We start from the raw sequence: 12,350 nt of genomic DNA, 5'->3' as shown, positions 1-12,350 counted from the left end.
CGCGGTAGCATGTCGAAGACATGCCCCTGCGCCAGCTTACCTTCCCGATCGATCCACCGTTCTAAGCACTCTAGTCACACATTACTGGCGCCAAATGTCATCGTTGCGAAGAGCGTGTTGTCTTCCCTGACTTGAACCTCAAGAATTTCTTCTGGCCGGATAATGAAATCATTTTCGTTCGTGTAAACTGAAACCCCCCGATCTTTATAGGGGCCGTGCTTCGAGTGGATGGTGTTTACCACCGCCTGTGGGAAATAGATCTGCGTTGTGATCATATCTCGTTCGCTGAGATAAGCTCGAACATGGATATGCACGGCTCTCGGCGTGTACCATCCCGGAAATATTGTGCGGAACGTCACCTTTCCGTCAGGATCGGTTGTCTGCACTCCACGCAGAAAACGTTCGGTGTCTCGTTGGGGCACATGGCCTGTCTCGTCCGCGACTCCCATTTCTGGAAACTCGCTAGAGTCATCGAAGAGATAGCCGCTATACTCCCCTTCTGCATTGCAATGCCACACGGACACAACCGCCCCTGCGGTCGGCGCACAACCCCTGTTCGCATTGACGAGCCGCAACTCAAGTTCCAGGGGAACGCCGGGCTGATCCTCTCGAATATCCGAGCGAACTATTTCCTTGTCGATGTAGTATGGGCCTTCAACGGTAGCTGTAGATACGCGGCACATGCCCGGTACGTCGCTCAGGGCTTTACCGATATCCGATTCGGAACTTTCGGATCGGCGTTGCGGCGGTCAGATGTCGAGCAACACGGTTTCATTTTCGCCTTGGATGCGGATGTCAAGGGTAAACACCGGCAGCCCGTCGCGTTCTGAACGCGCAGCTACCAGCGTTTCGAGGGGCGACGGCTCGGGAATGCGCAAAGAGAAGCGGATCGGCCGCGTTGGGCTGCGCCTCATCGGCAAAGTAAAGCCGCGTGTGGAGGCCGCTATTGATGCCGCGTGCAACGACCCAGAGCGTGATATGGGGTGCTTGAAGGGGACCATCCGGATAAGGTACGCGGCCGGGCCGGATTGGTTTACAGAGATTGGGCGCGCTTATTGTCAATCAGCGCCCCACGAGCACGAAATCGAACGGAGAGTGCCAGAGGGTGCTGCCGTTCTCGATGCGTTCGAATGGGGCGACCAGCGTTTCTTTGACCCCGAACACCGTATCCGATTCCAGATAAGGGTCGTCACCGACGAAAGTATGCGTGACCAGTTTCTGGAAGCCTTCGGCCGTCACGAGAAAATGCATGTGGGCAGGACGATAGGGATGGCGGCCGAGATGGCCCAACATCTGACCCACCGGGCCGTCATCAGGAATGGGATACGAGACGGGCTTGATGCCGACGAAGCTGTAGCGGCCGTCGGGACCGGTGACGAAGATGCCCCGATTGTTCGACTTCGGCTGGATGCCGGGCTGCTGGACGTCGTAGAACCCTTCCGAGTTGTCCGACCAGACGTCAATGCGCGCGCCTTCAATCGGGTTTCCGTCGAGGTCGACGACGCGGCCTTCATAGAGGCAGCTCTCGCCCTTCCCGTCCAGGCTGATGGTCTCGCCATGCTTGCGGATTGGCGCATTGTCGACGTGGAACGGTCCAAAAACGGTGTTCTCCGTCGCCCCCTTCGGGCGGCGATTGTTGATGGCGTCGACCAGCATGGAGAAACCCAGCGTATCGGAGAGCAAGATGAATTCCTGCCGCTCGGCGTTGCACATCTGGCCCGTCCTGGTGAGGAAGTCTATTGCGATCTCCCACTCTTCCTGGGTCAAATGGATCTCTTTTGCGAAGGCATGGAGATGGCTGACAAGGCAGCCCATGACCTCGGCGAGACGTGGGTTTATGCTCTTGTCCATGCGGGTGTTGACCGCCTCGACAGAACTCTGCTCGGTGAAATAGCCTTGCACCTCGTTCCTCCTCCGTGTGTCGCTAATCGGTCGTGCTTCGTGCGCCGCGCCGCCGTGAGGCATCGCGATGAGCAATGGGCAGCGTCGGCTGCTGCCTAAGACGGACGGGTTCCCTCCCATGCGTCCTGCAGCAGGGCGCGGATACCATCGTGTTCTATGGGGCGTGGATTCCAGTAGGGGTTCTCCACGGCCAAATCTGCGGCGCGGTCGAGGTCGCTTTCGGCAAGTCCGAGATCGCGCAGCGCGAGCGGCGCTCCCAGCGACGAGGCGAAGTCGTGAAGGCCTCCGCTTAGCGAACCGCCGAAGAGATCGGCGGCGGGGCGTAGCGCCTCCTCCGCAGCCGGTGCATTGTAGGCGGCGGAGTGGGGCAACAGTATCGCGTGCGTCTCCGCGTGGGGCAGATCAAAGCTGCCTCCAAGCGTGTGGCAAAGCTTGTGATGCAGCGCCATGCCGACGGTGCCGAGCACCGTGCCGCAAAGCCACGACCCGTAGAGCGCCAGCGAGCGGGCGTCGATATCCTCCGCCTTCGCCACGATCCGCGGCAGGGCTTTCTTGAGCGCTCCTATGCCCTCGATCGCCTGCCAGGACGAGACTGGGTTGCGGTCCTGCGCATAAAGCGCCTCGACGGCATGCGCCATGGCGTTGAGCCCGCTGGACACGCTCATGCCGACCGGCAGGCTGACCGTAAGGTCGGGATCGTAAATCACTGCCTCAGGCAGGATGCGGTGGTCGCGTCTCGTGGTCTTCAGACCGTCGGTGGTCTCGCCCAGGATCGGCGTGACCTCGGACCCGGCGTAGGTTGTCGCCACCACAATCTGGGGCGTGTCGTTACGCCAGGCGATCGCCTTGCCGAGACCGATCGTGGAGCCACCCCCGAAGGAAACGACGCAGTCGGCCCCCGCCGCCTCAAACAGCGCGAGAGCCCGTTCCGTCACGCAAATCGGCGTGTGCATCACGGCCTCGGCGAAGACCCCGGCGGCAGCCTTCCCGAGACTGCTCGCGAGCCGTTCGGCGTCCGCCTTCTGGAACGGCGTCGACAGCACGAGCGCGCGTCGGGCCCCTATGCGCGCGACCTCAGAGGCGAGCCGGTCAACAGCGCCTCGCCCGAAGATGATCCGGGCGGGATTAAGGGTGACGCTAAAAGCTTCGATCATTCTGATACTCCTGGCGCCGGCTGCCGACGGAAACTGCGCGGTGCCTAGAAATGCATTCTGGCGCCGGCGAAATTGCCGGGCCTCAGCCATCAACTGGCGATCTTCTGGGATCTGGACATGCGGCGACCGAGCACGGTCTCGACGATGAAAGGCGCATCGGCGTCGCTGTCTCCCCGCCAGGCAACCACCTGGTCGGGCCGTATCAGCGCCAGCGGCGCCTCATAGAGGGCCCCGACGTCAGCGGAGGCAATGTCCACTACCCTCAGTTCCATTCCCGCAGAGGCTGCCGCGGCGACGAAGCCGTCGGCTGGAACCCTGTTTCCGAAGCATAGGAGTGTCCATTCAAAGCCGAACAGGTCGTAGAGCGAGGTCGCGGGATCGATCCAGAAATGGGGTGCGCGTCCACCAGGCGAAGCGGTCGGCACATAAATGTCCGGCCGGTCCTCGGCCGGGGTGCGGGGCTCCGACAGGATTATTGGCGACTGGTCATAGCGGGCGCCAAAGGTGATCCCGGGAATATTAAACTCAGCCCTGCCGTGCGCAGCAAGATATTCGCCCGCCTCCCTACGCAGTGCCTCGCCCTCGGCGGTGTCGTCCTCGAGCCCCGGCTTAGCCGTATAAAGGCCGATCGAATCGGCAAATCCCTTCGCGAAGCCCGTGTTACGGACCGCGTTCGGCTGCCGCTCGATCTCGTAGCTGTCGACGATGTCCGGCGAAGCCACGCCCTTGATTGCTGCGGCGAGCTTCCACCCGAGATTCACGGCATCATCGACGGCGGTATTGTAGCCGAGCCCCCCTGCCGGCGTGAACAGATGGACCGCGTCTCCGCCGAGCAGCACCCGTCCTCGCCCATAGCTCTCGGCGACGAGCGCATAGCCAGCAGTCCACGTGCCGCGGGAAAGGATCTCCGCCTCCACAGGGTACCCGACCGCGCTACGGAACATCTCAAGAGCCTCCCCGTCGGTGATCCGCTCCTCAACCTCGCCATCGCGGAGCTGGGTGTGGAACGCGAACTCGCCATTGCCGTCCACCGCCGCCATGAAGGCCCGACGTCGGCTGTTGAAGGTCACGTTCATCCAGGCCCGCGCGAAAGGCACTACCTCGTAAAACTGCGGACTGCGCAGGTAGATCGCGTACATGCGGCCGCCGAAGAAGTCGCGGACTGCGCTGGCATCGCCCTTGTAGGAGATGCCGAGCTGGCGACGCACGAAGCTTCTCCCACCGTCGCCGCCGATCAGGTAGCGTGCCCGCACGCTGCGGGACCTGCATCCCGCTACTTCCTGCGCCGTGACGGAAACGTCATCTTTCCGGTCGGCGAACTCGGTTACGCGCCAACCATAGTTGATCGAGACACCGGGCAGTGCCTCGGCGTGCCGGCGCAGCACCTGCTCGACATACTTCTGCGAAACCCTGTGCGGCAGTTCGGCCGCGCTCCATGAGCCGGACATCGACGGGACTTTTTCGCGTGCCTCACGCGAAGACGGCAGGCGGAATCGCCCCAGCTCACGCTGGGCGTAACGTGTGAAGTAAGCGATATCGGTCGGAAAATCCTCGGGAAGACCCAGCGCCCGGATCTCTTCGGAGAAGCCGAGGCGGCGATAGTGCTCCATCGTGCGGGCCTGCGTGGCGTTGGCCTGCGGATTAAAGGCGGTGGATGACTTCTCGTCAAACAAAACGACCGAGATACCCCGCCGACCGAGTTCGTTGGCCAGCATCAGACCGAACGGTCCGCCTCCCGAAATCGCGACATCGAACGCGGCTTGATCCACCGTCCATCCTCCACAAAGGCATTGCAGGCCCTGATCTTGGTAAGGAAACCAGACGATTGTCAAGGTGCTAATCCCGGTCAGCAGTGTCCCGTCGTGCCTCGACATATTGCGCCAGAACCTCGACCATCAGATCCACCATCGGGGAACCCAGTTCCGCACGCATCTCGCTTTCGGCAGCTTCCAGACTGTGGTGAAACGCCTCCAGCCACACGAACCCCGTCTCAGTAAAGCAGACGAGCTTTGCGCGACCGTCGGTGGGATCGCGCCTTTTTTCGATAAGCCCGGTCAGCTCAACCTGCTCTACCAGCTCGCTCATAGATTGCTTCGTCATCGAAGCCCGCCTGGCAAGCTCGGTGAGGCGAGTGCCGTCTTCGTCAAGATTGCGAGTGAGGTTAATATGAGCGAGGCTCAGCTCCTCATGTCCATTCGCGCTCAGGTTTTCAACGATCCGCGCCTCGAACAAGCGGACAGCTTCGTTCATGCGGCGGCCGATGTTGTTACGCCTCCAGGAATTCTTCAGTCCCATGCTCGCTTACTTCCCTTGGCTCAAGCCTTTACAGCCCCCGCGATACGCTGACCGGCGGGGGTTTTCCACCCCAGCAGATCGGATTGACAGTTCGGACCCTCTAATTATACAGTCAGGTATCCGAACAATATCGGACTGGCGGCTTAGCGGTCGCACACGGGAGGAAAGATGTTTTTGCGAGAAGTGGATAGCGCGGAGCGGCGCCGCCGAGCGACGCTGTCAGTCGCTTTAACTTCGTTCGGCCGGGACGAAGTTGTGCATCAAGTCGTTTCCGTACCTTGATCGGCTCCGCAGGCATTCGCCCGCTTTGTATGTCTCACGCCAGATGCAGTGAGGCTCGGAAGTTACTCTTCTCCAGCAGGATGCGATAATTATGATAAAAGCAAATGGCGGGAAATCGCTACAGGCGCTCGTTGACCAAAAAGACGATCTCGTCGGCTATTTTTATAACGAGACGGTTGCCCCCCATTACCGGGCGCGCACAGGCCTCACAGCAGCGTTCATTCCTCCGGAGTTCACGAATTGGCGGGACGAACAGCGGGCCTGGCGGGAAACCGCAATACTCTTTGACCAGTCGCATCATATGCCGGAGATGCTTCTCAGAGGGCCCGACGCGTTCCGGCTCCTGGAAAAAATCGGCATTAATAGCCTGGCGAATTTTACGACCGATCGGGCCAAACAGCTCATTGGCTGCACGCCTCGCGGGCATGTGATCGGCGATTGCGTCGTTTACCGGCTCGAGGAGGAGACTTTTGAGCTGATCAGCAGCATGCCTTTGCTCAACTGGGTACATTTCAACGCCGAAAAGGGCAGTTACAACGTCACCATCGAGCGCGACGATCCGACACCCTACAATCCGACCGGCAGGCGCTGGTTCTACCGCTTCCAGCTCGAAGGACCGAACGCCGGCAAGATCTTCCAGGACGCTGTGGAAGGCGGCGCGCCGGAAATTCCGTTCTTTAGAACCGCAAAGGTCAAGATCGGCGGCTGCGAGGTTCTTGTCTTGCGGCACGGCATGGCGGGCCATCTTGGCGCCGAGCTTTCCGGTCCCTATGACGAGATGGGCAAGGTACGTTCCGCGCTGCTTGCAGCCGGCGAGAAATACGGTCTCCAGCAGGGTGGCACCAAGACCTACTTCAGCACCATTTTCGAGTTCGGCTGGATGCCCTATCCCCTCCCCGGCATCTATACCGGTGAGGAACTGCGCGACTATCGCGAGTGGCTGTCCGACAGCGGCTGGGAAGCGAACGCACAGCTCGGCGGCAGCTTCCTGTCTGACGATATTGAGGATTACTACGTCACGCCGTGGGATCTGGGCTACGGCCACATCCTCAAGTTCGACCACGACTTCATCGGCCGCGAGGCACTCGAAGCGCTGCCAGAAAGCAAGCGTCGCAAGAAGGTGACGCTGGTCTGGAACCGGGACGACGTCACGAAGGTATTCTCCTCGCAGCTTGGCGACGGCCCGCGCTACAAGGCGCTGGACTTCCCGGTCGCCTACTATGGTTGGCCGCAGTTCGACGAAGTCAGCGCCAACGATGGTTCTCCCGTTGGGCATTCCTGCCACTGCGGCTACAGCGCGAACGAAGGCGAGGTATTGTCGTTGGCAATGCTCGATCCGGCAAGCGCGATTCCCGGTACGGAGGTCGTCCTGACCTGGGGCGAACCCGGGGGGGGCTCACGCAAGCCGCACGTTGAGCGTCACGAACAATTCAAAATCCGAGCAACGGTTGCGCCCGTTCCCTATGCACAATCCGTACAGAAACTGAAGCGAGCCGCGATCAGCTAAGACGAGATGTCCGCACGGAATTGGCAGCGGCACTCCTGATCTCACCAGCGGTGTCATTTGTAGCAACAAGGACTTCAAGCATTTCGTCGATCGCTGCTTTAGCCGCTGGCCTCTCAGCTTGACACATTAGTCGGGTTTCCTTACTAAACGTCAGGGAGGTTGGTGTCATTGTAGTAATCTGCACGACGCCATCAGATCCGCAAATTTTTAAGGGAGGTTAAAGATGAAACGACTGTGTGCGAGCCTGCTTGTCGGCTCGATCGCCTTGGCCGCTTTCTGCAGTACAGCGGTTGCCGAAACAATCAAAGTTGGCGTGATCGCGACTTTCTCCGGTCCAAACGCAATTTGGGGGAAGCAATTTCAGGAGGCTATTCAGGTCTATGTTGCGCAACATGGAAAGGAGGTCGCTGGTAACACAGTTGAATTCGTGTATAAGGATGTAGGCGGGCCAAACCCTGATGCTAGCAAGGCTGCCGCGCAGGAATTGTTGATCCGCGAAGGCGTCAAATACCTCGCGGGCTTTGACTTCACGCCGAACGCGCTTGCGGTAGCTCCATTGATCACGCAGGCAAAGGTCCCCGCCGTGATCTTCAACTCGGCAACGTCTGCGATCAACAAGCAGTCTGAATTCTTCGTACGAACAAGCTTCACGCTGTGGCAGGTCACCGTTCCCGCTGCTCACTGGGCAGCCTCCAACGGCGCAAAAAAGATTGTCACTGCGGTGTCCGACTACAATCCCGGGGTTGATGCCGAGAATGCCTTCGTGAGCGCCTTCGAAGAGAAGGGCGGTACGGTTGTCGAGAAGATCCGCATGCCGCTCCAGACCACCGACTTCGCGCCATTCCTGCAGCGCATCAAAAGCTCTGGCGCTGACACCGTCTTCGCATTTCTGCCGGCTGGCCCGGCTACGTTCGCCTTCACCAAAGCCTACAATGAGAACGGCCTGAAACAAGCGGGCATTAACTTCATCGGTACCGGGGAGACCGATGAGTCCACGTTAGACGCGCTCGGTGACCAAGCGATCGGACTGACAACCGCGCAGCACTATTCGGCAGTCCATGATTCTGAGCTCAATAAGGCCTTTCGCGCCAAGCATGCGGAAATGTTCCCCAAGTCGACGCTGAATCCGGCATCGGTGGGCGCCTATGACGGCGTGCACCTGATCTACAAGCTGATCGAAGCGGCCGGAACTGACGGCAGCGAGGCGATTGAAGCGGCCAAGGGTTTGTCCTGGGAAAGCCCGCGCGGACCGGTCAGCATCGATCCGGCATCGCGGCACGTCATCCAGAACGTCTATATCCGTCGCGTCGAGCGCGATGGAAGCCGACTCGTGAACCGCGAGTTCGACGTGATCGAAAGTGTCCCGGATCTCGGCTTCAGCCGCTGATCTTCTGGCTCAGGGACATGGCGGGCGCGCGCTCGCCATGTCCCTGACTGAAACCAATCTCTGTTCCTGACTGGTGTTCACTGATGACGGTCGCACTCAGCATTGTTGTCGACGGCATCGCCTACGGCATGATCCTGTTCATGATATCCATCGGCCTTTCGGTGACGATGGGTCTGATGCGGATTGTCAATCTCGCCCATGGCGGGTTCGCGCTGCTGGGCGGCGCGTGCGCCCACGTCCTGACCAACAGCTACGGTATTCCCTTCATTCCGGCCTTGCTGGTGTCTGTGATGGCCGTCGTCGTGCTCGCGCTACCGCTCGAGCGGCTTGTCTATCGGCACATCTACCGGTTCAGTGAACTCGAGCAGGTGCTCGCCACCATCGGCATCGTTTTCATCATGATTGCGAGCGTAAACCTGTTCCTGGGCTCCACACTTCTGCCGATCCGAATGCCGCCAGTTGTGAGCAGCCCAGTGGATCTCGGCTTCAAAGTGCTTCCACTTCACCGCATCATCGTGATCCTCGCCGGGCTTGCTGTGGTGACGGCGCTTTATCTGCTCGTCGAGCGTACCCGCTTCGGGATCTACCTGCGCGCCTCTGTGGACAATCAGGCAACGGCGGCCTCCCTGGGCATCGATACGCCGAAAGTCTACCTCGCTGCTTTCGCCCTCGGCGCCGCGTTGGCTGCATTCGGCGGCATCCTAGGGGCTGAGCTGCTGCCTATTGAGGCCTACTACCCACTACGTTACATGGTTCTCTTCCTCATCGTCGTCGCGGTCGGCGGGATGGGCAGCATCATCGGGTCGTTCGTCGCTGCACTTAGCCTCGGTATCCTGGACACCGCGGGACGATACCTCCTTCCCGATATCGGCACGATCTTCTTCTTCCTCGCCATCACCGCGGTTCTGGCGCTGCGGCCCAACGGATTGCTGGTCAAGTCCTCATGAGCGCGAATTCCACGATCGCCGCCGCGCGGCCGCAAATCAGGGGCGCGGCCACGTTCCTTCCTCCGATCATCCTGCTTGCCGGCGCTTTCGTGGCGTTTTGGCTGTTCCCCTACGATCTCGGGTTCATGACCCGGATCCTGATCATGATGGTTTTCGTTCTCTCGTTCGACCTCATCCTCGGTTATGCGGGGATCGCGACGCTGGGGCACGCGGCAATGTATGGTTGTGGCGCCTATGCGGCCGGGCTCTTCGCGATTCATGTTTCCGCTGACCCACTGCTCGGACTGGCCATAGGAGCCGCCGCCGGCGCTCTGATCGCGCTGGTCTCTGGCCTGCTGCTGATGCGCGCGCATGGATTATCGCTGCTCATGCTTTCCATCGCGGTCACGATGGTGCTGCAGGAGACCGCTTCCAAGGCGCGCGGCATCACAGGCGGTGCGGACGGGCTGACCGGCATCAGTATGGGCCCCGTGCTTGGCATTTTCGAATTCGACTTCATCGGCAAGACGGCGTTCTGGTATGCATTCTGCGTTCTTTTCGTCATCCTGTTGGTGCTGCGCGTGGTGGTGGCCTCTCCTTTCGGCCTTGCATTGCGGGGCATCAAGGACAGTCCCAGCCGGATGCGCGCAATCGGCACACCGCTCTATCGTCGAAAGGTCGCGGCCTATGTTCTGGGCGGCGCGATTGCGGGCATCGCCGGCGCACTGACCGCCCAGATCACCAGCCTCGTCAGTATCGAAGCTTTCAATTTTGCTCTGTCGGCAGAGGTGATGGTGATGCTCGTGCTCGGCGGCGCGGGACGCCTCTACGGCGCGCTGATCGGAACCCTCGTGTTCATGACGGTGCACCACATCGCCGCTGGCATCGATCCTTTCAATTGGCTGTTCGTGATCGGCTTCATGGTCCTCGCCGTCGTTTTCTTCCTGCCAGAAGGTCTGATCTCGCTACCGAAGCGCCTGATGCGACTTGATTGAAGGGACTGGACGATGACCACAGGACTTCAGGTCAGAAACGTCTCGAAGAACTTCGGCGGCTTGCGTGTCGCCCGCGACATCACGCTTGACCTTCCGGCCGGCGCCCGCACGGCGCTGATCGGCCCGAACGGCGCCGGAAAGACGACATTTGCCAATTTGATCATCGGCGCGCTCGAACCAACGTCGGGCTCCATTTACCTCGACGGCCATGATATCAGCAAACTACCCGAAGCAACCCGCGTGGGCGCCGGCATCGCCAAGACGTTCCAGATTACCAATTTGTTCCGCAGCTTGAGCGTGCGCGACAACGTTCGACTGCCTATTCTGGAAAGGGAACGCAGGACTGCCAGTTTTCTGCGCCGTTATGACGGCGACAGCGCCGTCGAGGAAGAGGTTGAGAAAACCCTTGCCGAGTTCCAGTTACTTCCGCTTGCGGACCATCTGGTTCGTAACCTAGCCTATGGCCAGCAGCGGCTGGTCGAACTGGCTCTGACACTCTCACTGAAGCCTAGGATCCTGATCTTGGACGAACCGGCCGCGGGCGTGCCCTCGTCGGACAGTCACCTCATCATCGATGCGATCAAGCGCCTACCCGCCGATCTGTCGGTTCTCATCATCGAGCATGACATGGAACTGGTGTTCGAGGTCGCAAACAGGATCATTGTCCTGGTCAACGGCACCATTCTTGTCGAAGGCACGCCGCAAGAGATCAGCCAGGATCCGAAGGTGCGCGAACTCTATCTCGGAGCCGGTCATGGCTGACGCATTGCTCGAGTTGGACAGCGTTGTCGCCGGCTATGGCGCCACGCACGTGCTGCGCAACCTCTCACTCAAGGTCTTCAAGGGGGAGCGTCTGGCCGTCGTCGGCAGAAATGGCGTTGGCAAGACCACTACCCTGGCCACAGTGATGGGCCTAACCCGCCAGCATTCGGGCGCGATCCGGCTCAATGGACAGTCGATCGACAGGCTTCCGCCACACATGCGTTCGCAGCTCGGCATCGGTCTCGTACCGCAGACGCGCGACATCTTCCCGTCCCTTACCGTCGAAGAAAACCTTCTCGCCGGCGTCCGCAACGGCGCCAGCATCGAGGAGGCGTACGAACTCTTCCCGCGCCTCAAGGAACGCAGGCACAACGGCGGCAGCAAGCTCTCGGGCGGCGAGCAGCAGATGCTTGCCATCGCCCGCACGCTGATGGGAAAGCCGCACATCATCCTTCTGGACGAGCCGCTCGAAGGGCTGGCGCCTGTCATCTGCGAGGGGCTAATGGAGGTGTTCCACGCACTTTCGACCCAGGGTAAGACAGTTGTTCTCGTCGAACAGCACACCCGTTTGGCCTTGGATTTCGCCGACCGCGTGCTTATCCTTGAGCAAGGTGCGATCGTGCTGGATGCCAGCGCCGCCGAGTTGAAGGCGAACCGGGACCTTCTCGACCGACACGTTGGTGTCGCCGTCAAATGACCGCCCGCTACCTGCACTTGCGAATCCAAATCGGCAGGACGCATCGGTGGGTTCCCATCAAATTTGGGGACGGGGGCGTGCTCAGGCCGAGGCGAGCCCTCGAGTTGCAGCTCCTTCGGATAAAGGGGAACAGTACTAGAAGATCGACCTATCTGTCCGTCGTCAGGGTTTTTGGGACAATTGGCAGCGTGAGCTAACGGAGGCTCTGGCGCACTGGACAAGGACCGCCATGCCCGACTTCCCGCAGCTCGCCCTCTACACCGCGGCCGAATTCCTGCTGGCAATCACACCCGGGCCAGGCATCTTCTATGTCGCGGCATGCACCCTTGCTGGCGGACGCGCCGAAGGCATCTCGTCCAGCTTCGGTAACGGGCTTGGCGGATTAGTCCACGTCCTCGCCGGGAGCCTCGGTGTTTCAGCCATCGTTCTGGCTAGCGCGGAAG

11 protein-coding genes and 2 pseudogenes are annotated in these 12,350 nt (G+C 60.4%); 7 read left to right on the top strand and 6 right to left on the bottom strand.

Translation table 11 applies throughout. The features are described 5' to 3' along the window. Positions 1–74 precede the first annotated feature (74 nt). From J5Y06_RS22695 to J5Y06_RS22670, 6 genes and pseudogenes are all read right to left on the bottom strand, one after another. The gene (locus J5Y06_RS22695; protein WP_209337492.1) at positions 75–683 is read right to left on the bottom strand and encodes a dioxygenase family protein; all 609 of its coding nucleotides are present in this window, start codon (positions 681–683) and stop codon (positions 75–77) included. Between the two features lie 66 nt (positions 684–749). Next, positions 750–1,029, bottom strand: a pseudogene (locus J5Y06_RS23660) (peptidase associated/transthyretin-like domain-containing protein); the annotation flags it as partial. A gap of 33 nt (positions 1,030–1,062) precedes the next feature. Further along, positions 1,063–1,902 carry an intradiol ring-cleavage dioxygenase gene (locus tag J5Y06_RS22685; RefSeq protein WP_209337491.1) on the bottom strand — a complete coding sequence of 280 codons (840 nt, stop codon included), beginning with the start codon at positions 1,900–1,902 and terminating at the stop codon, positions 1,063–1,065. Between the two features lie 95 nt (positions 1,903–1,997). Then, a complete protein-coding gene (locus J5Y06_RS22680) occupies positions 1,998–3,056 on the bottom strand; it encodes a maleylacetate reductase (RefSeq protein ID WP_209337490.1) in 1,059 nt (352 codons plus the stop codon). 89 nt (positions 3,057–3,145) lie between these two features. Then, on the bottom strand, positions 3,146–4,825 hold the full coding sequence (locus tag J5Y06_RS22675) for an FAD-dependent oxidoreductase (RefSeq protein ID WP_342453482.1): 1,680 nt from the start codon (positions 4,823–4,825) through the stop codon (positions 3,146–3,148). Positions 4,826–4,892: 67 nt separating this feature from the next. After that, positions 4,893–5,306 carry a MarR family winged helix-turn-helix transcriptional regulator gene (locus J5Y06_RS22670; RefSeq protein ID WP_209337506.1) on the bottom strand — a complete coding sequence of 138 codons (414 nt, stop codon included), beginning with the start codon at positions 5,304–5,306 and terminating at the stop codon, positions 4,893–4,895. A gap of 418 nt (positions 5,307–5,724) precedes the next feature. Here J5Y06_RS22670 and J5Y06_RS22665 point away from each other — a divergent pair, with 418 nt between their 5' ends. The 7 genes and pseudogenes from J5Y06_RS22665 to J5Y06_RS22635 form a co-directional block, all read left to right on the top strand. Next, a complete protein-coding gene (locus J5Y06_RS22665) occupies positions 5,725–7,140 on the top strand; it encodes an aminomethyltransferase family protein (protein WP_209337488.1) in 1,416 nt (471 codons plus the stop codon). Between the two features lie 223 nt (positions 7,141–7,363). Continuing rightward, positions 7,364–8,527 carry an ABC transporter substrate-binding protein gene (locus tag J5Y06_RS22660; protein WP_209337487.1) on the top strand — a complete coding sequence of 388 codons (1,164 nt, stop codon included), beginning with the start codon at positions 7,364–7,366 and terminating at the stop codon, positions 8,525–8,527. A gap of 83 nt (positions 8,528–8,610) precedes the next feature. Beyond that, positions 8,611–9,474: a branched-chain amino acid ABC transporter permease gene (locus tag J5Y06_RS22655; RefSeq protein ID WP_209337486.1), complete on the top strand. Its 864-nt coding sequence runs from the start codon at positions 8,611–8,613 to the stop codon at positions 9,472–9,474. Continuing rightward, the gene (locus tag J5Y06_RS22650) at positions 9,471–10,448 is read left to right on the top strand and encodes a branched-chain amino acid ABC transporter permease (protein WP_209337485.1); all 978 of its coding nucleotides are present in this window, start codon (positions 9,471–9,473) and stop codon (positions 10,446–10,448) included. Before J5Y06_RS22655 ends, J5Y06_RS22650 begins: the two co-directional genes overlap by 4 nt. A gap of 12 nt (positions 10,449–10,460) precedes the next feature. Then, the gene (locus J5Y06_RS22645) at positions 10,461–11,210 is read left to right on the top strand and encodes an ABC transporter ATP-binding protein (protein WP_209337484.1); all 750 of its coding nucleotides are present in this window, start codon (positions 10,461–10,463) and stop codon (positions 11,208–11,210) included. Beyond that, on the top strand, positions 11,203–11,907 hold the full coding sequence (locus J5Y06_RS22640; RefSeq protein ID WP_209337483.1) for an ABC transporter ATP-binding protein: 705 nt from the start codon (positions 11,203–11,205) through the stop codon (positions 11,905–11,907). Before J5Y06_RS22645 ends, J5Y06_RS22640 begins: the two co-directional genes overlap by 8 nt. 229 nt (positions 11,908–12,136) lie before the next feature. Then, positions 12,137–12,350 (top strand): annotated as a pseudogene (locus J5Y06_RS22635) (LysE family translocator); the annotation flags it as partial.

Source organism: Tianweitania sediminis (assembly GCF_017813335.1).
Classification (GTDB): domain Bacteria; phylum Pseudomonadota; class Alphaproteobacteria; order Rhizobiales; family Rhizobiaceae; genus Tianweitania; species Tianweitania sediminis.
Note: the sequence above shows the minus strand (reverse complement) of the source record. Positions and strands in the feature narration are given on the sequence as shown.

What these genes read in the sequence shown, in the direction of transcription:
- J5Y06_RS22650 (WP_209337485.1), top strand. Translation starts at nt 9,471, where the DNA reads ATGAGCGCGAATTCCACGATCGCCGCCGCGCGGCCGCAAATCAGGGGC.
- J5Y06_RS22660 (WP_209337487.1), top strand. Translation starts at nt 7,364, where the DNA reads ATGAAACGACTGTGTGCGAGCCTGCTTGTCGGCTCGATCGCCTTGGCC.
- J5Y06_RS22640 (WP_209337483.1), top strand. Translation starts at nt 11,203, where the DNA reads ATGGCTGACGCATTGCTCGAGTTGGACAGCGTTGTCGCCGGCTATGGC.
- J5Y06_RS22680 (WP_209337490.1), bottom strand. Translation starts at nt 3,056, where the DNA reads ATGATCGAAGCTTTTAGCGTCACCCTTAATCCCGCCCGGATCATCTTC.
- J5Y06_RS22645 (WP_209337484.1), top strand. Translation starts at nt 10,461, where the DNA reads ATGACCACAGGACTTCAGGTCAGAAACGTCTCGAAGAACTTCGGCGGC.
- J5Y06_RS22670 (WP_209337506.1), bottom strand. Translation starts at nt 5,306, where the DNA reads ATGAACGAAGCTGTCCGCTTGTTCGAGGCGCGGATCGTTGAAAACCTG.
- J5Y06_RS22665 (WP_209337488.1), top strand. Translation starts at nt 5,725, where the DNA reads ATGATAAAAGCAAATGGCGGGAAATCGCTACAGGCGCTCGTTGACCAA.
- J5Y06_RS22695 (WP_209337492.1), bottom strand. Translation starts at nt 683, where the DNA reads ATGTGCCGCGTATCTACAGCTACCGTTGAAGGCCCATACTACATCGAC.
- J5Y06_RS22655 (WP_209337486.1), top strand. Translation starts at nt 8,611, where the DNA reads ATGACGGTCGCACTCAGCATTGTTGTCGACGGCATCGCCTACGGCATG.